The 20554-nt window shown below is 69.7% G+C and carries 18 protein-coding genes and 2 tRNA genes; 11 read left to right on the forward strand and 9 right to left on the reverse strand.

The genetic code is table 11. The annotated features are described in order from the left end of the window. Positions 1–19: 19 nt before the first annotated feature. The 3 genes from prfB (at position 20) to FHT37_RS12420 (ending at position 5031) form a co-directional block, all read left to right on the forward strand. Positions 20–1124, forward strand: a protein-coding gene (gene prfB, locus FHT37_RS12410; RefSeq protein ID WP_141225315.1) for a peptide chain release factor 2 whose coding sequence is annotated in 2 segments (ribosomal slippage) — positions 20–100 and positions 102–1124 — 1104 coding nt in all. Because the reading frame shifts where the segments join, the coding sequence is not laid out codon by codon here. Between the two features lie 75 nt (positions 1125–1199). After that, positions 1200–3938 carry an aminopeptidase N gene (gene pepN, locus FHT37_RS12415; RefSeq protein WP_183481706.1) on the forward strand — a complete coding sequence of 913 codons (2739 nt, stop codon included), beginning with the start codon at positions 1200–1202 and terminating at the stop codon, positions 3936–3938. A 73-nt stretch (positions 3939–4011) separates the two neighbouring features. After that, positions 4012–5031: a class 1 fructose-bisphosphatase gene (locus tag FHT37_RS12420; protein ID WP_091725551.1), complete on the forward strand. Its 1020-nt coding sequence runs from the start codon at positions 4012–4014 to the stop codon at positions 5029–5031. An 86-nt stretch (positions 5032–5117) separates the two neighbouring features. Here the strand turns inward: FHT37_RS12420 and FHT37_RS12425 are convergent, their stop codons facing one another. From FHT37_RS12425 to FHT37_RS12435, 3 genes are all read right to left on the reverse strand, one after another. Continuing rightward, positions 5118–6476, reverse strand: a complete 1359-nt coding sequence (locus FHT37_RS12425; RefSeq protein WP_183481710.1) for an amino acid deaminase — start codon at positions 6474–6476, stop codon at positions 5118–5120. A 209-nt stretch (positions 6477–6685) separates the two neighbouring features. Next, positions 6686–6761 (reverse strand) — tRNA-Thr (locus tag FHT37_RS12430). 91 nt (positions 6762–6852) lie between these two features. Further along, positions 6853–7308, reverse strand: coding sequence for a MarR family winged helix-turn-helix transcriptional regulator (locus tag FHT37_RS12435; RefSeq protein ID WP_183481713.1), 456 nt, complete (start codon positions 7306–7308; stop codon positions 6853–6855). Between the two features lie 58 nt (positions 7309–7366). Between FHT37_RS12435 and FHT37_RS12440 the strand changes: the two genes are divergently transcribed. Together FHT37_RS12440 and FHT37_RS12445 are read left to right on the forward strand one after the other, a co-directional pair. Next, positions 7367–8158, forward strand: a complete 792-nt coding sequence (locus FHT37_RS12440) for a siderophore-interacting protein (protein ID WP_183481716.1) — start codon at positions 7367–7369, stop codon at positions 8156–8158. Positions 8159–8237: 79 nt separating this feature from the next. Beyond that, positions 8238–8627, forward strand: a complete 390-nt coding sequence (locus FHT37_RS12445) for a VanZ family protein (protein ID WP_221211085.1) — start codon at positions 8238–8240, stop codon at positions 8625–8627. On the opposite strand, the gene FHT37_RS12450 is transcribed toward FHT37_RS12445, so the two are convergent. Then, complete coding sequence (locus tag FHT37_RS12450; RefSeq protein WP_183481720.1) at positions 8599–9453, reverse strand: helix-turn-helix transcriptional regulator; 855 nt, start codon at positions 9451–9453, stop codon at positions 8599–8601. The genes FHT37_RS12445 and FHT37_RS12450 overlap by 29 nt on opposite strands. A 253-nt stretch (positions 9454–9706) precedes the next feature. On the opposite strand from FHT37_RS12450, the gene egtB reads away from it, so the two are divergent. Next, entirely contained in the window at positions 9707–10987 is a 1281-nt protein-coding gene (gene egtB, locus FHT37_RS12455; protein WP_183481724.1) for an ergothioneine biosynthesis protein EgtB, read from the forward strand. Beyond that, positions 10984–11898, forward strand: coding sequence for an L-histidine N(alpha)-methyltransferase (gene egtD, locus FHT37_RS12460; RefSeq protein WP_183481727.1), 915 nt, complete (start codon positions 10984–10986; stop codon positions 11896–11898). Before egtB ends, egtD begins: the two co-directional genes overlap by 4 nt. Positions 11899–11910: 12 nt before the next feature. Here the strand turns inward: egtD and FHT37_RS12465 are convergent, their stop codons facing one another. From FHT37_RS12465 to FHT37_RS12480, 4 genes are all read right to left on the reverse strand, one after another. Further along, on the reverse strand, positions 11911–12666 hold the full coding sequence (locus FHT37_RS12465; RefSeq protein ID WP_091725574.1) for an N-acyl amino acid synthase FeeM domain-containing protein: 756 nt from the start codon (positions 12664–12666) through the stop codon (positions 11911–11913). A 432-nt stretch (positions 12667–13098) separates the two neighbouring features. Further along, positions 13099–14478 carry a lyase family protein gene (locus FHT37_RS12470; protein ID WP_183481729.1) on the reverse strand — a complete coding sequence of 460 codons (1380 nt, stop codon included), beginning with the start codon at positions 14476–14478 and terminating at the stop codon, positions 13099–13101. A 159-nt stretch (positions 14479–14637) separates the two neighbouring features. Then, entirely contained in the window at positions 14638–15381 is a 744-nt protein-coding gene (locus FHT37_RS12475) for a SapC family protein (protein ID WP_091725581.1), read from the reverse strand. Then, positions 15378–16679 carry a hemolysin family protein gene (locus FHT37_RS12480; protein ID WP_183481732.1) on the reverse strand — a complete coding sequence of 434 codons (1302 nt, stop codon included), beginning with the start codon at positions 16677–16679 and terminating at the stop codon, positions 15378–15380. Before FHT37_RS12480 ends, FHT37_RS12475 begins: the two co-directional genes overlap by 4 nt. Before the next feature lie 99 nt (positions 16680–16778). Between FHT37_RS12480 and FHT37_RS12485 the strand changes: the two genes are divergently transcribed. The 3 genes from FHT37_RS12485 to FHT37_RS12495 all read left to right on the forward strand — a co-directional run bounded on the left by FHT37_RS12485 (position 16779) and on the right by FHT37_RS12495 (position 18610). Further along, a complete protein-coding gene (locus FHT37_RS12485) occupies positions 16779–17609 on the forward strand; it encodes a symmetrical bis(5'-nucleosyl)-tetraphosphatase (RefSeq protein ID WP_091725586.1) in 831 nt (276 codons plus the stop codon). A gap of 41 nt (positions 17610–17650) precedes the next feature. Beyond that, a tRNA-Ser gene (locus FHT37_RS12490) sits at positions 17651–17740 on the forward strand. Positions 17741–17743: 3 nt separating this feature from the next. Further along, positions 17744–18610, forward strand: a complete 867-nt coding sequence (locus tag FHT37_RS12495; RefSeq protein WP_183481735.1) for a cyanophycinase — start codon at positions 17744–17746, stop codon at positions 18608–18610. Positions 18611–18617: 7 nt separating this feature from the next. Here FHT37_RS12495 and FHT37_RS12500 read toward each other — a convergent pair whose 3' ends face one another. Further along, on the reverse strand, positions 18618–19478 hold the full coding sequence (locus tag FHT37_RS12500) for an NAD(P)H-dependent oxidoreductase (RefSeq protein WP_183481738.1): 861 nt from the start codon (positions 19476–19478) through the stop codon (positions 18618–18620). 91 nt (positions 19479–19569) lie between these two features. Here FHT37_RS12500 and FHT37_RS12505 point away from each other — a divergent pair, with 91 nt between their 5' ends. Beyond that, positions 19570–20502 carry a LysR family transcriptional regulator gene (locus tag FHT37_RS12505; protein ID WP_183481741.1) on the forward strand — a complete coding sequence of 311 codons (933 nt, stop codon included), beginning with the start codon at positions 19570–19572 and terminating at the stop codon, positions 20500–20502. The last annotated feature ends 52 nt before the right edge of the window (positions 20503–20554 follow it).

Raw genomic sequence — 20554 nt, forward strand, 5'->3', positions numbered from 1 at the left:
TCTTTCACTCGAACGAATCATGGACATCGAGCAAATCAATGCGATCGGCACCACGCTGGCCGATCTGCAAGCGCGGACCGCCGCGCTAAGGGGGTACCTTTGACTACGACCGCAAAGCGCTGCGGTTGAATGAAGTCAACGCCGCCCTGGAGAACCCCAACGTCTGGAACGAACCCAAGCGGGCCCAGGAACTCGGCAAGGAAAAGCGCGCCCTCGACAAGGTCGTCGAAACCATCAATCACCTGACGTCGAATCTCTCCGACAACCTCGAGCTGTTCGAGATGTCCAAGGACGACAACGACGTCACCGGCCTGCAGACCATCGAAGCGGAATCCGCCAAGCTGACCGAGCTGGTCGAGGAACTCGAGTTCCGCCGGATGTTCAACAACCCGGCCGACCCCAGCAACTGCTTCATCGACATCCAGGCCGGCGCCGGCGGCACCGAAGCCTGTGACTGGGCCGGCATGCTGCTGCGCCAATACCTGAAGTACTGCGAGCGCAAGGGCTTCAAGGCCGAGGTCGAGGAAGAAACCCCCGACGAGATCGCCGGCATCAAGAGCGCCACCATCAAGGTGGAAGGCGAGTACGCCTTCGGCCTGCTGCGCACCGAGTCCGGCGTGCACCGCCTGGTGCGCAAGAGCCCGTTCGACTCCTCCGGCGGCCGCCACACCAGCTTCGCCTCGCTGTTCGTCTATCCCGAGATCGACGACTCGATCGAGATCGACATCAACCCCGCCGACGTGCGCACCGACACCTACCGCGCCAGCGGCGCCGGCGGCCAGCACATCAACAAGACCGACTCGGCGGTGCGCCTGACCCACATCCCGACCGGCATCGTGGTGCAGTGCCAGGACAGCCGCAGCCAGCACAGCAACCGCGACGTCGCCTGGCGCCGCCTGCGCTCGCGCCTGTACGACCACGAGATGAAGAAGCGCATGGCCGAACAGCAGAAGCTCGAGGACAGCAAGACCGACGTGGGCTGGGGCCACCAGATCCGCTCGTACGTGCTGGACCAGAGCCGCATCAAGGACCTGCGCACCAACGTCGAGATCTCCAACACCCAGAAAGTGCTGGATGGCGACCTCGACGCATTCATCACCGCCTCGCTGAAGCAAGGCGTTTAAGAGCAACACGAGACAACAGCCCCGGCGCACGACCCTTGAGCCCGGGGCTTCTTCATTCCTACAAGGAAGCCCGCCATGCGTGAAGGCACCGCCACCCTGATCCGCCGCGCCGACTACGTCGCGCCGATCTTCTGGATCCGCACCGTCGACCTGTGCTTCGACCTCGACCCGGCCAAGACGCTGGTCGCCAGCAAGATGCGCCTGGAACGCAACGCCGCGGTGCCGCACGGCCCGCTGCGCCTGCATGGTGAGGAACTCAACCTGCTGCGCGTGCTGATCGACGGCGAGAGCGTGTCCTTCCGCCAGGAAGGCCATGAGCTGATCATCGACAACGTGCCCGACGCGGACTTCACGCTGGAGATCCGCAACACCTGCGCGCCGGAGAAGAACACCGCGCTGTCGGGCCTGTACACCTCGGGCGGCAGCTTCTTCACGCAGTGCGAGGCCGAGGGCTTCCGCCGCATCACCTACTTCCTGGACCGCCCCGACGTGATGGCGGTCTACACGGTCACCATCCGCGCCGACAAGGCCCGGTACCCGGTGCTGCTGTCCAACGGCAACCTGGTCGAGACGGCCTCGCTCGACAACGGCCGCCACCTGGCCAAGTGGCATGACCCCTTCCCCAAGCCCAGCTACCTCTTCGCGCTGGTGGCCGGCGACCTGGTCGCGCGCGAGCAGCGCATCCGCACCCGCGGCGGCAAGGACCACCTGCTGCAGGTCTACGTCCGCCAGGGCGACCTGGAGAAGACCGAACACGCGATGAACTCGCTGATCGCCTCGGTCGTGTGGGACGAGGCCCGCTTCCAGCTGCCGCTGGATCTGGAGCGCTTCATGGTCGTCGGCGTGTCCGACTTCAACATGGGCGCGATGGAGAACAAGGGCCTGAACATCTTCAACACCGCGGCGCTGCTGGCCTCACCGGCCACAGCAACCGACGCGGACTTCGCCCGCATCGAGTCCATCGTCGCGCACGAGTACTTCCACAACTGGACCGGCAACCGCGTCACCTGCCGCGACTGGTTCCAGCTGTCGCTCAAGGAAGGCCTGACCGTCTTCCGCGACCAGGAGTTCAGCCAGGACATGGCCGCCACGCCGAGCGCGCGCGCGGTCTGCCGCATCGAGGACGTGCGCGCGCTGCGCGCCCGCCAGTTCCCCGAGGACGCCGGCGCGATGGCGCACCCGGTGCGCCCCGACGAGTACGTCGAGATCAACAACTTCTACACCGCCACCGTCTACGAGAAGGGCTCGGAGGTGGTGCGCATGTACCAGACGCTGGTCGGCCGCGACGGTTTCGCCAAGGGCATGGCGCTGTACTTCGAGCGCCATGACGGCCAGGCCGTGACCTGCGACGACTTCGCGCAGGCGATCGCGGACGCGAATCCGGGCTCGGCGCTGTCCACCCGCCTGGACGCGTTCAAGCGCTGGTACTCGCAGGCCGGCACGCCGCGCCTGCGCGCGCGCGGCGCCTACGACGCGGCCGCCCAGACCTTCACGCTGACGCTGCAGCAGTCCACGCCCGCGACCCCGGGCCAGGACGGCAAGCTGCCGCAGGTGATCCCGGTCGCGCTGGGCCTGCTGGCCCGCGACGGCCAGGCGCTGCCGCTGATGCTGCAGGGCGAGGACGGCGCCGCGGGCTCGACCGAGACGGAGCGCGTGCTGGTGCTGGACCAGGCCGAGCAGAGCTTCGTCTTCGTCAACGTGCCGTCCGAGCCGGTGCCCTCGCTGCTGCGCGGCTTCTCGGCGCCGGTGGTGCTGGACGACGGTCTGGGCGACGCGGAACTGCTGGTGCTGCTCAAGCACGACAGCGACGCCTTCAACCGCTGGGAAGCCAGCCAGCGCCTGGCGCTGAACCGCATCCTGGGCGCCGTGCGCGCCGGCCAGCCGCTGGTGCTGGACGCGGCCTACCTGGACGCGATGCGCGCGGTGCTGCGCCATCCGGAACTGGACCCGGCGTTCAAGGCGCTGGCGCTGCAGCTGCCCGACGAGGCCTACATCGCCGAGCAGCTCGACGTGGTCGACCCGCAGGCGGTGCATGCGGCCGTCGAGGCGGCGCAGGCGCAGCTGGCCTCGGCCCTGCAGGCCGACTGGGCCTGGGCCCATGACGCGCATCAGGTCACGGCCGGCTACAGCCCCGACCCGGTGCAGAGCGGCAAGCGCGCGCTGGTGAACCTGTCCCTGGCGATGCTGGTGCTCAACGCGACCCGCAGCGGTGACGGCGTCTGGCCGGGCCGCGCCTACCAGCGCTTCAAGGACGCCACCAACATGACGGACCGCATGGGCGCGCTGTCGGCGCTCGTGAACGCGCACGCCGAGCTGGCCGACAGCGCGCTCGCGCGCTTCCACGCCCAGTTCAAGGGCGAGGCGCTGGTCATCGACAAGTGGTTCGCGCTGCAGGGCCGCGCGGCCGAGCGCGACGGCAGGACCTTCGCGCGGGTGAAGCAGCTGATGAAGCATCCGGATTTCACGCTGAAGAATCCGAACCGCGCGCGCAGCCTGATCTTCTCGCTGGCCATGTTCAACCCGGCGGCGTTCCATCGCAAGGACGCGGCGGGTTATGTGTTCTGGGCCGACCAGGTGCTGGCGCTGGACGCGATCAACCCGCAGGTGGCGGGCCGCCTGGCCCGCGTCATGGACCGCTGGACCGCGCTGGCCGAGCCCTACCGCAGCGCGGCGCGCGAGGCGATTGCCCGCGTGGCGGCCAAGCCCGACCTGTCCAACGACGTGCGCGAGATCGTCCAGCGCGCGTTGGCGCTGGATCCGCGTCCGGCGCCAGCCGAGGCGGCCGCGCCGACGGAGGTCGCCGCGCAATCCTGATTCCGCGTGCGGAGCGGTCCGCGCGTCGGGCCGCTGCGCGGCGCACGAGATTTGCAACCATCGGAGTCTTTTCATGAGTCAACGCGTCAGCCTGACCCAATACCTGGTCGAGCAGCAACGGGCGCACGGCCACATCCCCCAGCAGCTGCGGCTGCTGATCGAGGTGGTCGCGCGCGCCTGCAAGCGCATCGCCATCAGCGTCAACAAGGGCGCGCTCGGTGACGTGCTGGGCACGGCCGGGTCGGAGAACGTCCAGGGCGAGGTCCAGAAGAAGCTGGACATCATCGCCAACGAGGTGCTGATCGAGGCCAACGAGTGGGGCGGCCACCTGGCCGCGATGGCGTCCGAGGAGATGGACAGCATCTACCTCGTGCCCAACCGCTATCCGCAGGGCGAGTACCTGCTGATGTTCGATCCGCTGGACGGCTCCAGCAACATCGATGTGAACGTGTCGATCGGCACCATCTTCTCGGTGCTGAAGAAGCCCGAGGGCAGCAAGGGCGTCAGCGAGGACGACTTCCTGCAGCCCGGTTCCGCGCAGGCGGCGGCCGGCTACTGCGTGTATGGCCCGCAGACGACGCTGGTGCTGACGGTGGGCGACGGCGTGGCGATGTTCACGCTGGACCGCGAGCAGGGCTCGTGGGTGCTGACCGCCGACGACGTGAAGATCCCCGCGGACACCAAGGAATTCGCGATCAACATGTCCAACATGCGCCACTGGGACGAGCCGGTGAAGCGCTACATCGACGAATGCCTGGCCGGCACGACCGGTCCGCGCGGCAAGGACTTCAACATGCGCTGGATCGCCTCGATGGTGGCGGACGTGCATCGCATCCTGACGCGCGGCGGGATCTTCATGTATCCCTGGGACAAGCGCGAGCCCAACAAGGCCGGCAAGCTGCGCCTGATGTACGAGGCCAACCCGATGGCCTTCCTCGTCGAGCAGGCCGGCGGCGCGGCCACCAACGCCCGCCAGCGCATCCTGGACCTGACCCCCACCAAGCTCCACGAGCGCGTGTCGGTGGTGCTGGGCTCGAAGAACGAGGTCGAGCGTGTGACGCAATATCACCTGGAGGCCGAGAAGGCCAAGTGATCCGCACCGGGGACGGCCTGAACCGCTGTTCCCCGGGGAGCGCCGGGACAACGCGAAGGGCGGTCGTGAGACCGCCCTTCCTCATTTCAGAAGAAGGTCCGCACCCCGCCGGTGACGCGATAGCTGTCGTCCACGGTGTAGAGCAGCGGCCACTTGTCGAAGGTCGTGCAGGGATGGCCGATGCCGAAGGCGATCAGGTCGCCGACCCGCAGCGGCAAGGCGCCGTCGCTCGCGTCGACGTAGGCGTGCTGGTCATTGAGCTTGGAGACGGACCACCCGGGCGGTGTCGCCTGCGGCGCCTCATGGACGCCCTGGCGATACCACCACAGCGGCTGCGGCAGGCAGGCGTCGTAGCTCAGGTCGCGGCGGCCCGCGGTGCAGATCGCGCGGCCCGGCTCGGGCACCGACTGCACGTAGGCCCAGACCTCGATCGCATTGCGCAGGCCCGGTCCATCGCCCCACAGCGCGCCAGCGCGCTGCTTCATACGGTCCTGCATGCGCTCGTACTGAAGGCTGTCGTGGCTGAGGTAGCAGCCGCTGCGCAGCACCACGCGCAGGGCGTGGCCGCTGCCGCCGGCTTCGACCGCCGCCAGGGTCTTGGCCGCCATGTCGAAGAACGCCGATCCGCCGGCGGTCAGCAGCACCTCGCCCGGCGCGAACCAGCCTTCGGCGCAGCCCAGCCGGGTCAATTCGGCCACCGTCTCGATCATCGTCAGCGCGCCCAGCTCGACGCGTGCCGTCTCCGTGCCGCTGTGGACGCCTTCGAAGGCTTCCACGCCGCGCAGCGCGATCACCGGCGACGCATCGCAGATCAGGCGGGCGAGCGCCACGCCCTCAGCCGTCGAGCGCACGCCGGTGCGCCCGCCCGGCGTGCCGACTTCCAGCAGCACCTGCAGCGGCCGTTTCAGGCCGCGCTCGCGCGCCGCCCGGTGCAGCAGATCGAGTCCCGCCGCCGAGTCGACCAGCAGGTAGAAATCGAAGGCCGGATCGGCCTCGAGTTCACGCAGCACCAGTTCCAGGTCGGCCTTGCCCACCAGCTGGTTGGCCAGGATCACCCGCGGCACGCCGAAGCGGCGGTAGGTGCGGACGTGCGCCGCCGTCGCCGCCGTCATGCCCCAGGCGCCTTCATCGAACTGGCGCTGGAACAGCTGCGGCGCCATCGTCGTCTTGCCGTGCGGCGCCAGGCTCACGCCGGCGCGCGCGGTGAACTCGCGCATCCAGCGCGCGTTGTGGTCCAGCGCCGATTCCTTCAGCACCGCGGCCGGCAGCGGCAGGTCGCCGTCGAGCAGGGACAGCGCCAATCCGCCCAGCGCGCGCATTGGAACGCCCTCGGCCGCCGCCGGCAGGCCCTTCAGGGTGCCGGGCAGCGGCTCGGCCTCCAGCGCGGTCAGGTGGAGCGTCACCGGCGGGCGGCCGGCCTGGTCGTCGTGGGGATGTGCGGTCATGGCGTGGGATGTTGCCACCGACGCGCGGGCACGTCGGCCGCGCGTCGAGCCCGCCCCTGCGATCACCGGGTCGACGACCGCGAGTTCAGCCGCGCGAGCGCATCCGGCGCCGCTGCCAGAACAGCCCGCCGGCAGCGGGGGCAGGCCTTGTCGCGCCTGTGCCGCGCCCAAAGAAAAAGCCGCTTGGACATCCAAGCGGCTTTTCAGATTGGTGCCGGTGAAGAGAGTCGAACTCCCGACCTTCGCATTACGAATGCGCTGCTCTACCAACTGAGCTACACCGGCGCTGTCGCGAACAACAGAGTCAAAGAGTATAAGCGAGATTTTCGAGGTCGACAAGCATTCGCCGCATCACTCCCCGCGCCGGCGTGAGGCGTCATTCCTCGCCCAGATTCACCTGCACCCGCTTCAGCAGCGCGGCGAGCTGGTCCTGCTCTTCGGCGCTCAAACCCGCCAGGGCCTGCACCGAGACCCGCCGCGCCTGGCGCCGCAATTCGCGCTGCACGGCTTGTCCAGACTCGCTCACGCGCAGCCGCACCTGACGGCGGTCGACCTCGTCGGTCTCGGCTTCGAGCAGCCCCTTGTCCCGCAGCCCCTTGATCAGTCGCGCAAGCTGCGCCTTGTCCTTGCCGCTGTGCTGCGCCAGGTCGCTCTGCGTCCCGCCCGGGTGGCGGTCGAAGAAGAACAGCACCTTGCCCTCCATGTGCGTGAGGTCCTGCGGGCCGTCGCGCAGGAAGCGGTACTGCAGCGCGCGGTAGCGGTGCATCACCGAATGGATGAGCTCGAGCACGTCGTCGCCCTTGTCCCTGCGGCCAGTGGTGTTAGTTGACATTGTCAATCGATCCAACGCAAGATGGATGACATTGTCAACGAAATATCCAGGATCGGCAATGAAGCCTGACACCACCCACGCGCCCGTCACCCCTGCCCCGCTGCCCGCCGACGCCGGCCGCGAGACGCCCACCAGCCGCGTCCAGCGCGTGCGCCATGAACTCAAGCGCCGCGAGCTCACGGTCCGGCGGGTCGACGACATCACGCCCAACTTCCGTCGCGTGACCTTGTCCGGCGAGTCGCTCGGCGACTTCGTCAGCGCCTCCTTCGACGATCACGTGAAGCTGTTCTTCGACGCCGCCTCGGCCGAGGGCCCGGTCATGCGGGACTACACCCCGCGCCGGTTCGATACCGCCGCGCGCGAGCTGGTCATCGAATTCGCCCAGCATGGCGACGGGCCCGCAGCCGCCTGGGCCGCGCAGGCGCAGCCGGGTCACACGCTGACGGTCGGCGGGCCGCGCGGCTCGTTCATCATCCCCACCGATTTCGCCTGGCACCTGCTGGCCGGCGATGAAACCGCCCTGCCCGCCGTCGCGCGCCGACTCGAGGAGCTGCCGGACGGCGCACGCGTCATCGTGCTGCTGAACGTGCCGGCCAGCGATCGCCGGGTCTTCGAGACCCGGGCCGCGCTGGACCTGCGCTGGGTCGACGGCGACGACGCGCTGCTGGCCGCGGCCCGGGCGCTCGAGCTGCCGCCGGGCGAAGGCTACGCCTGGTGCGCCGGCGAGGCCGCGGCGATGGCCGCGCTGCGCCGCATCCTGGTCGAGGACAAGGGCCACGACCGGCATGCGATCCGCGCGGCGGCGTACTGGAAGCGCGGCACCAGCCATCACCACGAGCACCTCGAGTGAGGCGCGGCGCGACCTCACATCGGCTTCACAGGCCCATGGCACACTGCCTCCCGCCCGAACCCGGAGGCGGGCCGCCTTGATGTCTGAAGTCCTGCATGACCCGCGCTGGCGCTCTGCCTGGCGCCTCCTCTTCCTCGCCGTGGTGGCGGGCGCGAGCTGGCTCGCGTTCTCGCCGCACCCGCCCCGCGTCGCCGACCTCGGCTGGGACAAGGCCAATCACTTCGCCGCCTTCGGCACGCTGGCGTTCATCGGCATGCAGTGCTTCGCGGCGGGGCCGCGCCGGCGCTGGATCGTGCTGGCCGTGCTGCTCGCCTACGGCGTGCTGATCGAACTGGTGCAGTCGCAGATCCCCGGCCGCGACGCCGAGGCCCGCGACGTGCTGGCCGACATGATCGGTGCCTCGATCGGCGTGGCGCTGCATGCGCTGCTGGTGCGCGTCATCACGCCGCGGGCGCTTCAGGCTCGCTGAAATCCCGGCGCGACATCGCGATCGCGACCGCCTGCGCGCGGTTGTTGGCACCGAGCTTGCGCAGGATCTTGCGCACATGGTTCTTGACCGTGAACATGCTGATGCCCAGCTGGATCGCGATCCCCTCGTTGCTCAGGCCGGCGCGCAGGCCCTCGACGATCTGCTGCTCGCGCGGCGTCACCAGCGCGCCCGCGCGGCGCGGCGAGGCCTGACCCCGCGATTGCAGCCGCGCCCGCCGCCAGGCCGCGTGCAGTGCCGGCGTGAGCAGCTCCAGTCGACGCAGGTGGTCCTCGTCCCAGCCGTCGCCGGCCAGCAGGAACAGCCCCTGCGGTCGCTCGCCATCGCCGACGACGCCATGCAGCGCGAGCTCGCGCAGCCCGGCTTCCAGCAGCGGCTGGAACAGCGCCGAAGGCGCCTCCCGCTCCAGTTGGAGCCGCAGCGGCCGCCGGCCGTCGCCCCAGCGCCGGATGAGGTGCAGCCAGAGCCCATGTTCGGGCGACTCCAGCTGCGTCTGCAGCACGTCCCCGATCGGCTTCAGGTGAAAAAGCTGCGCGGCCAGCCGGGGCGATGGCGGCTGATCCCCGACGCACACCAGCAGGCGATGCGGCAGCAAGACTTGCAGCCGGCTCTGGCTCCAGACGAAGAACTGGGCCGGCGTCGTCGGCTGCCGCGCGCTCCACACCGCCTCGAGCAGCCGCTCCGCGAGCAGGCGATCCTGCAGCCACGACAGCGGCAGCGCGTCGCCATCGGCCAGGACGGCGGGCGGCATTGAAACGGTCGCCAGCGAGGGCGGAGCGATCGTCGAGGACAGCGAAGGCGGCGTCATGGACATGGAGGGATGCGTGAGCCGGGGCGACGCCAGCGTGCCCGCGCGGCGTGACGTCCCGATGAATGGCGCACGACGAACGGCGCACGATGCCGCCGCGTCGCGGGTACCCGCCTTGCCCTTGCTGACATCGGGTGGCAGCTGAGCCGTCCCTCCGGCACCCGGGCCGCGGCTCGCGCCGGATGGGGAGATGGCAAATCGGCTACCGTTGTCGCTCGGCCCATCCTCCCCCGGGCCGACAGGAGTTGCTTGCATGTCGGATCACGATCTGCCGCCCGCGCGGCGCGACCTCGCGCGCCGTTACGAGGCGGTGCGGCGTCACACGCTGACGCTGGCGGAGCCGCTGTCCGCCGAGGACCAGGCCGCCCAATCGATGCCGGACGCCAGTCCCGCCAAATGGCACCAGGCCCACACGAGCTGGTTCTTCGAGGCCCTGCTGCTGCGCCCTCACCTGCCGGGCTACCAGCCGCTCGACGACAGCTACCACTACCTCTTCAACTCGTATTACGAAGGCCTGGGCCCGCGCCATCCGCGGCCGCAACGCGGCCTGCTGACGCGGCCGTCGCTCGACCAGGTCCGCGCCTATCGGCAGCACGTCGACCTGCACATCCGCCAGTTGATCGCGCGCTGCGACGACACGCGCTGGGCCGCGATCGCGCCGACGCTGGAACTCGGCCTCCATCACGAGCAGCAGCATCAGGAGCTGCTGCTCACCGATGCGCTGCATCTGCTGTCCTGCCATCCGTGGCGGCCCGCGCTGCTGGACAGCCCGCCGTCGCCGGCGACCACCGGCGCGAGCGCCTGGCTGCGGCATGAGGGCGGACTCGTCGAGATCGGCCATGACGCGCAGGCCCCGGGGGCAGGCTTTGCCTTCGACAACGAAGGACCGCGGCATCGCGTCTGGCTCGAGCCCTTCGAGATCGCGAGCCGGCTCGTCACCTGCGGCGAGTTCCAGCGCTTCATCGACGACGGCGGCTATCGCGAGCCGCGCTGGTGGCTGTCCGACGGCTGGGCCACGGTGCAGGCCCAGGCGTGGCGGGCGCCGCTGTACTGGGTCGACGCGGGCGATGGCGATGGCGATGGCGACGCGCGCGCGAGCGATGCCACCTCCCGCTGGGCCGTCTTCGGCCTGCATGGCCTGCGGCCGCTGGATCCCGCCGCGCCGGTGATGCAGCTCAGCTTCTACGAGGCCGCCGCCTACGCCGAATGGGCCGGCGCGCGCCTGCCCAGCGAGCAGGAGTGGGAGGCCGCGTCCGCGCTGCCCGGCATCGCGCAGCTGCACGACCAGGCCTGGCAGTGGACCCGCTCCGCCTACCACCCCTACCCGGGCTTCCAGCCGCTGGAGGGGGCCGCCTCGGAATACAACGGCAAGTTCATGGTCGGCCAGCTGGTGCTGCGCGGCGGCAGCGTCGCCACCCCGCCCGGCCATACGCGACCGACCTACCGCAACTTCTTCCCGCCGGCCGCGCGCTGGCAGTTCACCGGGCTGCGACTGGCCCGCGATGCGCGCCCGCGCGCGGAGACCCACGCATGAGCAGCTTCGCCGAGGACCTTCACGCCGCGCTTGCCGGCCCCGAGCACACGATCTCTCCCAAGTACTTCTACGACGCACAGGGCTCGACGCTCTTCGAGCAGATCTGCGAGCTGCCCGAGTACTACCCCACCCGCACCGAACTGGCGCTGCTGCGCCGCCATGCCGGCGACATCGCCGACCGCATGGGCCCGGACGCCCAGGTGATCGAGTACGGCGCCGGCGCGCTCGTGAAGGTGCGCCTGCTGCTGGAGCGCGCGACGCGGCTGCACAGCTTCGTGCCGGTGGACATCTCCGGCCCGCACCTGCTGGCGGCCTGCGAGGCGCTGCAACGCGAGCAGCCCGCGTTGCGCATCCTGCCGGTGGTGGCCGACTTCACCCGCCCCCACGTGCTGCCCGATGCGCCCCCCGAGGGCCGGCGCATCGGCTTCTTCCCGGGCTCGAGCATCGGCAACTTCGATCCGCGCGAGGCGCTCGAGTTCCTGCGCCTGCTGCGCGAGGAACTCGACGGCGGCGCGCTGCTGATCGGCGTCGACCTGATCAAGGAGCCGGCGCGCCTGCATGCGGCCTACAACGACGCCCAGGGCGTGACCGCGCGCTTCAACCTCAACCTGCTGCGGCATGCGCAGCGGGCGCTGGGCCTGGAGTGCGACCCCGCCGGCTTCGACCATTACGCGTTCTACGACCCGCGCAAGCACCGCATCGAGATGCACCTGCTGCCTCGCGGTGAACAGCAGCTGCAGCTGCAGGGACGGCGCTACACGCTGGTGCCCGGCGAAAGCCTGCACACGGAGAACTCCTACAAGTACAGCGTCGAGAGCTTCCAGGCACTGGCACGGGAAGCGGGCTTCCGCCCGTCAGCCCACTGGACCGACGATCAGCGCTGGTTCAGCCTGCACTGGCTGCAGGCCTGAGGCGGGCGACGCTCACGCGTCGTAGCCGTAGACGTCCGCGAGCTTGCTCAGCAGCTCAGGCTCGTCGTCCGTCGAGAAGAAATAGGGGAAGAGGGTGCGGGAGCGCCCTTCGTCCTCGTTCAGCGTGCCGCCGTACTCGCGGACCTTGCTCGCGCCGTAGGCGAGCGACAGGCTCATCAGCACCGCCGGCGCGCCGACGCTGCGGTGCAGGCGCTCCTCGCCGTGCGGCTGGAAATCCAGCATGCGGCGATAGAAGGCCTTGTGCCGCGGATTGACCTCGATCACCAGGAACTCGGCGCCCCAATGGTGGGCCGCATGCAGGTAGGCCAGGTGGAACAGGCTGGCCAGCACCAGCTTGGACGGGCCTTCCGGATCCGCGGCCAGGCGGGTGAATTCGCACAGCTGCCAGCCTTGCTGACGCATGCCGGCCATTTCCTGCGGGAAGCTCTGGTCCGCGGCGAGGTTGCCGCTGTCCCGCCGCAATCCCAGCGTCGACACCAGCCGGCCTTCCCAATAAGCGCCCAGCGTCACGTCCGCGGAACGGCTCAGCCTGTAACCCCGTGACGCGTAGCGACGCTCCAGCAGGGAATGACCAGCGCCTTCCATCAGCGCGCGAATTTCGATGCGGCCATAGGCCGTCTCGCGCGTGACGAGTTCCACCGAGTCGGACCGAACGAAGGGAATCTCCGCGCGAACGGATTGCAGCGCCTGCAAAGGGCTTGCGGGCGCTTCCAGTTCGATGCTCGACAGGTGAGATTCGTCGCTCATTCCCAACTCCAGACTGCTTGGTTATCAAGGGCGAGTCTATGGCCCACTCAAAGTAATTACTGCCGGGCGCTACGATAGATAACAAATGCGTACCTGACCTTACGGGTCTGTCCCGGGTTCGGGTCGGGGTCAATCCCTTGCCAGGGCGAAACCCCGCATTTGAGGGAATTCGGTTACATCCCGGGCACCCCGCCGCAAACCGGCGTCAGCCCTCATCGCCGTTCGATATTGCGGAATCCCCGGGGACCTGCCGGCGGGCCTCCCGGCCGCGGTTTTGTTGCAGGTGTAACCAGATGCGATTCGTTCAGATGCCGAATTCAGGGGACAAAACGCCCAGAATTTTTTGCCGAAACCCTTGGACGGCATGGGGATATTTGTCGCTTCGCGCGCGACGCGCTCGCTGAGCGGCCCGGAAGTTCGTATCGCGTTGCGTCAGATCCAGGGCGTCGCTGCCAGGGTCTCCACGCGCCGTCGGGCGTCGGCCATCAGCGCGTCGACGCGCCCATCCGCCTGGGCCGCGATCGCCTCCAGATCGAACATCGCCGCCAGTTCCTCGGACGACAGCGCCGTCGGCGGCAGGTCGCCGACGTCGATCGCCGCGAGCAGTAGCTGCTCCAGCGTCCCCTGCCCCAAGCGCACCCGGCTGATCAGGTCGCGGACGATGGCCCCGGTGCGCTGCCGGCCCAATCGCGGCATGAGCAGGTGTTCCAGGCGCTCGCTCGCGACCAGTCCCTGGCGCTCGAGCACGTGCGCGCGCATCCGGTCGATCCGCAGCACCGGCTCGGCCAGCGCGCGGTTGAGCGCCTGCACCGCCAGGTGGGCGCCGCCCATCAGGCCGCTCCATTCGGCGAGTTCCGCCGGGTGCTGCCCCAGGCCGCGCTCGTGTTCGGGCGTCATGCAGCCCATCAGGCTGGCGACGCGCTGCGGCGCGCGCTGGACGGCCGCCAGCGCCTGCAGCGCGGCCACCGGATTCTTCTTGTGCGGCATCGACAGGCAGGCGCCATAGCCCTCGCCGGGCGGCTCGTTGAGCTCGTCGACCTCGGCTTGCGCCATCAGCGCGAAGTCCTGCGCCAGCTTGCCGAGGTTGCCGCACAGCAGGCCCGCCTCCATGCCCAGGCGCAACCAGCGGTCGCGCTGCGTGTGCCAGCACATGTCGGGCAGCGGCAGCGACAGCTCGGCGGCCACGGCCGCCAGCATGTCCTCGGCGCGGTCGCCCATCGCGTCCAGCGTGCCGACAGCGCCGCCCAGCTGCAGCAGCAGCGAGGCCTGGCCCTGCTCGCGCAGCCGCTCGGCGCTGCGCAGCAGCGGCATCAGCCAGTTCATCAACTTGAAGCGCAGGCTGATCACCTGCGCCGGCTGCATCATCGTGCGGCCCAGCAGCGGCACGGCGGCGTGCCGCTCGGCCAGCTCGAGCAGCCGGGCGCAGAGCTGCTGCAGGTCGTCGTCGATCAGGCGCAGCGCCTCGCGGGTGCGCAGCACCATCGCGGTATCGACCAGATCCTGCGCGGAGGCGCCGCGATGCACGTAGACCGCGGCGGACGGGTCGAACAGCGCGACCGTCTCGCGCAGCCGCTGCACCACCGGCAAGGCCAGGTTGCCGCTGCGGGGCGCCGCCGCCACGAGCGCCGGCACGTCATAGAGCTCGGCGCGGCACAGGCTGGCGATCGCCTGCGCCGCCGGCGCCGGGATCATGCCCACGCGGGCCGCGGCCCGCGCGAGCGCGGCCTCCACATCCATCATCGACTGGACCACCGCGGTCGGCGAGAACACCGATTCCATCGCGGTGGACGACAAAAAAGCCTCGAACAGCATCTACGTCCTCTCGGTCGAGGATGCTATCGAGGCTCCTGCGTACGCCGTACTCAAGCAAACCCGCTTGGGGTTTGTCTCGGCCGGTGATCGCCCCTCCTTTTTTCACTCCCGCTCCCCGCTTGCGGGGAGCGGGCGGGGGTGAGGCACCCCCCCAGGCGCTCAGTTGGCCGGCACGTACATCTGCGCCAGACGGCTCATCAGGCGCAGCGACAGGCGATGCATCGTGATGACCTCCAGCAGGCCGTTGCGATGCAGCTCGACGATCTTCGCGTCGGGCAGTTCGGCCAGGGCCTTCTCGTTGATGGTCATGAAACCGTCGACATCGAGCTTCTCGCCGCTGGGCAGCTGCGCCTCGAAGCGCATGTCCTGCAGCAGGTCCAGGTCCTGCAGCAGTTCGCAGGCCTGGCGGGTGCGCTCGGCCTCGCGCTCGAAGTCCTCGCAGAACTGCTTGGCGTTGAGCAGCAGCTCGGAGGCCTCGCCGTCCTCCTTGAACAGCGGCTCGCCGTCGGTCTCGGAGAACGCGCCGGAGCCCATGTCCAGGCACAGCGCCATGTCGCTGCCGTTCTCCTCGATGCGGGCCATCGCGAAGGGCCAGCGGCGCACGTAGGCCGGCACGTAGCGGCCGGTCCACTGGCCGTCCTTGACGAACAGGTTGCTGCCCTGCTTCAGGCCGAACACGGCCAGCGGCGCGATCGCCGGACGCTGGCCTTCCGCGGCCTGGCCGACGCGCACGAACACCACCGGGTACTCGAGGCTCGCATCGGCGAACTCGGCCACGGCGACGAACAGCGAGTTCAGCTGGGTCACGCGGTCCAGCACCGGCGCGCCGATCTTCATGCGCGTGCTCTTGTGCTGCACCCGGTCCACAGGGACCAGGTTTTCATACATCGGGGGGTTGCTCATTGATTCACTCCATCGTCCGCCAGTCGCGAGACCAGCACCTTGTCCACACGCTTGCCGTCGAGGTCGACCACCTCGAATCTCCACGCGTCCCACTCCACCACATCGGCCGTGCGCGGCAAGCGCCCCAGCAGCAGCATCACCATGCCGGCCAGGGTGTTGTAGCGCCCACGGTCCTCCTCGGGCAGTTCCTTCAAGTCCAGCCGGTCCTTCAGCTCGGTGACGGGGATCAGGCCGTCCATCAGCCAGCTGCCGTCCTCGCGCTGGACCGCCCAGGCGTCCTCGCCGTCGGACGAGTTGAACTCGCCCGCGATCGCCTCCAGCACGTCGCGCATCGCGACCACGCCCTGCACCTCGCCGTACTCGTCGACGACGAAGGCCAGCGGCGTGTCGGTGCCGCGCATGTGCGCGAGCAGCTCCATGCCGGACAGCGTCTCGGGCACGAACACGGGCGGCTCCAGGCCGGTGGACAGGTCCAGCATCTCGCCGGCCAGCACGCGGGCCAGCAGGCTCTGCGCGCTCACCGTGCCGACCACGTCGTGCAGGCCGCCGCGGCAGACCGGGTAGCGGCTGTAGCCGTGCGCGCGCAGGATCTGCAGCACCTGCTCGGCGCGATCGGTCGCATCCAGCCAGGCGATCTCGGCGCGCGGGATCATCATCGAGCCGATCTGGCGCTCGTCCAGCCGGAACACGTTGCGCACCATCTGGTGCTCGTGTTCCTCGATCACGCCGGCGTCGCGGCCTTCCTCGAGGCTGGCGGCGATCTCCTCCTCGGTCACCAAGCGATTGGCGCGCCCGCCCATGCCCAGCAGCTTCAGCGTGAACTCGGTGCAGAAGCTCAGCAGCTTGACGAAGGGCCGCGTGATCAGCGACATGATCTCCATCGGCGGCGCGACCAGGCGCGCGACGTTCTCCGGGAACATCTGGCCCAGGCGCTTGGGCACCAGCTCGCCGAAGATGATGGTCACGAAGGTCAGCACCAGCACGACCAGGCCGGTGGCGGTGATGTCGGCGGCGCGCTCGCTGAGCGGGGTGTGGGCGCGCAGCACCTCGGCCAGCGGCCCGGAGAAGGCCGCCTCGCCGACGATGCCGTTGAGCACGCCGATGGAGGTGATCCCGATCTGGACGGTGGACAGGAACTTGGTGGGGTTCTCGTGCAGGTCCATCGCGGCCTGCGCGCCTCCCTCGCCACTCTCCACCATCACTTGCAAGCGTGCCTTGCGGGCGGCCGTGAGGGCCATCTCCGACATGGCGAACAATCCGTTGAGCAGTATCAGGAAGAGAACTAGGGCGGTATCCATTGACAGCGCGGACCGGGTGAAAACCCCGAGTCGCGCCCAAAACACAAGGTCGGCAAGGGTAGCAGAGCCGGCGTGACGCCGACACCGCAAAATCCCCGTATGCATTACCTCATCGGCGATCTCCAGGGCTGCTGCGACGCGCTTGCCCGGCTGCTGGAAAAGATCGACTTCTCCCCGTCCCGCGACCGCCTCCACCTCCTGGGCGACCTGGTCAACCGCGGCCCCGATTCCCTGACGACGCTGCGCCGCCTGCAATCGCTGGGCGACGCGGCGCACTGCCTGCTGGGCAATCACGACCTGCACCTGCTCGCGACTGCCGCCGGCGTGCGCGCCCCGCACAAGGGGGACACGCTGGACGCGATCCTGCAGGCGCCGGACCGCGAGGCGCTGCTGGAGTGGCTGCGCCGGCAGCGGCTGGCGGCGCGGGCGCAGGGCTGGCTGATGGTGCATGCGGGCGTGGTGCCGCAATGGGACGCCGCGCAGGTCCTGTCCCTGGCGGAGGAAGTGCACACGCTGCTGCGCGGCCCGGAACTGGCGGACTTCCTGCCGCAGATGTACGGCAACGAGCCCGACCGCTGGAGCGACGAGCTGACGGGCGCGCCGCGGCTGCGTTTCATCATCAACGTGCTGACGCGGATCCGCTTCTGCAATGCGAAGGGCCGCCTGGACTTCAAGACCAAGGAGGGCCTGGGCACGGCGCCGGAAGGCTTCATGCCCTGGTTCGACGTGCCGGAGCGGCGCACGGCGGGTGACCCGGTGGCCTTCGGGCACTGGTCCACGCTGGGCCTGGTGCAGCGGCCGGACCTGCTGGCGCTGGACACCGGCTGCGTGTGGGGCGGCGAACTGACGGCCGCCCGCGTGGCCGACGGCCAGGTGCTGGAGATCATCCAGGTGCCCTGCGCGCAGGCGAGGAAGCCAGGGGCGGACTGAACGAAGGCCGACGGCACGCATACAATGCGCGCCTTCTCCAAGGAGACGTGGCCGAGTGGTTTAAGGCAGCGGTCTTGAAAACCGCCGAGGGTTCGCGCCCTCCGTGAGTTCGAATCTCACCGTCTCCGCCACCCATGAACGCCCTCACGACCGCCAGCCCCCCCGCCCTGCTCGCCTTGATCGGCGGCAACGAGGACCGGCTGACGCCCGGCATCGTGCTGCGCGAGCTGGTCGCGGCTTGCGCCGCCTCTCATGCGGGCGGCGGGCCGCTCCGGGTTGTCGTGCTGAGCACCGCCAGCGGCGAGCCCGACCTGCTCTGGTCCCAGTACGAGCCCGCCTTCCGGGCGCTGGGCGCCGTGCCGGCCTGGCTCGATCCGCGCGACCGCGAGGCCGCGGGCGCGGACGACGCGCTGCAGGCCTTGCGGTCGGCCGACCTGCTGTTCATGACGGGCGGCGACCAGGAGCGCCTGCTCGACGTCATCGGCGACACCCCCCTGCACGCGCTCATCCGAGAACGCCACCGCACCGGCGAACTCGCGATCGCCGGCACCAGCGCGGGCGCCTCGGCGCTCGGCGCCCACATGCCGGTGGGCGACCTCAATGAGCAGTTCGCCGGCCCCTCGCAGCCGCTGCACGCCGCGCTTGGACTGATGCCGGCCCTCGTGATCGACCAGCACTTCGCGCAGCGCAAGCGCCATGCGCGGCTGCTGCAACTGGTCTCGCTCGACCCGCGCCGCACCGGCGTGGGCATCGACGAGGACACCGCGCTGATCGTCCGTCCCGGCCACGACTTGCGCGTCGTCGGCGCGGGCGCCGTGACGGTCATCGACGGCTCCCGAATGACCGACCGGCGCGAGCCGTCCTCCGTCATCGCCTTCGAGCAACTCGGCTTCTTCCTGTTGCCATCCGGCACCGCACTGCGATTCAACGACCCGGCCACGCCACCGCATCTGCAGCGACTGCTCCGCGCAATCGCCTCGCCCGCTCCGCTGATCGGCTGAGTTCGCCTCAGCCGGCAATGTGGGCCTCGAAGCCCACGCGTCCCGGCGCCACGTCATCGCGCAGCTGATGCCCATCCGGGTAGTCGCCGCCGTTCTGGGCGCGGAAGGCAATCGGCGCTTCATCGAAGACGCCCGCAAGGCGCAGGCGCCACGCCGCCTTCGCCGCCTCGACGTCTTCCGCCGTCATCCGGCCCACGCCGTGTACCGCATGCGTCTTCAGCACCGACATGCCGGGATAGAACAGCGTGCCGTGGGTGATCGGGAACAGCAGTTGATCGATCGGACCGTTGATGCCGCGCGGCGAGTAGTCCGCCGCCGGCCCGCCGGTCGTCACCGAAACCATCGCACGCCGGCCCGCGAGGCCGCCTTCGCCGTAACGGAAGCGGTTGCCCTGCCCGTGGCGGCCATAGGCCAGGCCGTAGGCCCAGACGCGGTCGATCCAGCCCTTCATGATGGCCGGCATGCCGAACCACCACAGCGGGAACTGCAGGATCACCAGGTCGGCGGCCAGCAGCTTGCGCTGTTCCTCGACGACATCGGCCGGCTGATGGCCGTGCTCGAAGGCATGGCCGGATTCGCGCACGAAATTCAAGCGCGTCGCGTCGGCGCGCACGGGGAAGTCGGCCCCGCCGTAGACGGCACGCCAGCCCATCGCGTAGAGATCGGACTGCAGCACGGCATGCCCGGCCGAGCCCAGCGTTTCCGCCGCGACGCCCACCAGCGTGCGTGTCAGCGAGGTCGGCTCGGGATGCGCGTGGACGATCAGCACGGTCTTGCGACCTGCGGCGGAGGCGGCGGTGGAAGCGGAAGCGGCGGCTGCCGCAGCGCCGGTGGCGACGGGATGGTCTCTGTTGGGCGTAGTGGTCATGTCGGACTCCAGAAGATCGGGAATGAGCGTCAGTCTGACGAGCGCGGCCCCATCCGTGAAATCACGTCTTCTCTGCCCTACTATCCAAAGCATGGATACCAGCCGGCTCGACCTCAACCTGCTCGTGACGCTCGAGGCACTGCTGACCGAGCGCAATGTCACCAAGGCCGCCGCCCGGCTGGGCCTCAGCCAGCCCGCGGTCAGCGCGCAGCTCAGCCGGCTGCGCGATGTCTTCGAGGACCCGCTGCTGCTCCCGGCGCAGCGCGGCATGACGCCCACCGCGAAGGCCTTGTCGCTGTTCGAACCGCTGCGCCAGGCGCTGGACCAGGTGCGCGGGGTCGCGAGCTCGCACCTGCACTTCGAGCCGGGCAGCGCCGAACTGACGGTGACCATCGCCGCCTCGGACTACCTGCAGGCCTCGGTCCTGCGGCCGCTGGTGCTGCGGCTGCGACGGGAAGCACCGGGCGTGCGCATCGCCGTCCGGCACCTGGACCCGCACCAGCATGCCGCCCAGATGGCGCGCGGCGACGTCGACCTGGGCCTGATGCAGCCGATCGAGGCCGCGGACAGCCTGCGGCTGCGCCCGCTCTTCCATGAGCGCTACGTGCTCATCGCGCGGCGCGGCCATCCCGCCGTCAGCGGCCGGCTCACGGCCAAGGCCTTCTCCAAACTGGAGCAGGTGGTCGTCTCGCCGGCCGGTGGCGCCTTCAGCACGCCGGTGGACCAGGCGCTCGCGGGGCTCGGGCTGACGCGTCAGGTCGTGCTCTCGGCGGCGTCCTTCCTGTTCGTACCCGACATCGTCGGCCGCTCCGACCTGGTCGCCCTGGTGCCCGAGCGCCTGGTCAAGGGTCAGGCCGCCGGCCTGCAGGTGCTGCCGCCGCCGCTGCCGATCGACGGCTTCGACATCGCCATGGTCTGGCACGAGCGCAACCACGGCCACGCGGCGCAGCGCTGGCTGCGCGATCAGGTGTTCGCGATCGCCGGGCCCCGCGCGCGCGCGGGCACGGACGCCGGCCCGTCGTGAATTCCGTCGCGCGGGACCTGTTGCGCCTTGGCGTTTTCACCAAGCCGGCCGA

The organism is Mitsuaria sp. BK037, from assembly GCF_014193045.1.
Lineage (GTDB): Bacteria > Pseudomonadota > Gammaproteobacteria > Burkholderiales > Burkholderiaceae_C > Roseateles.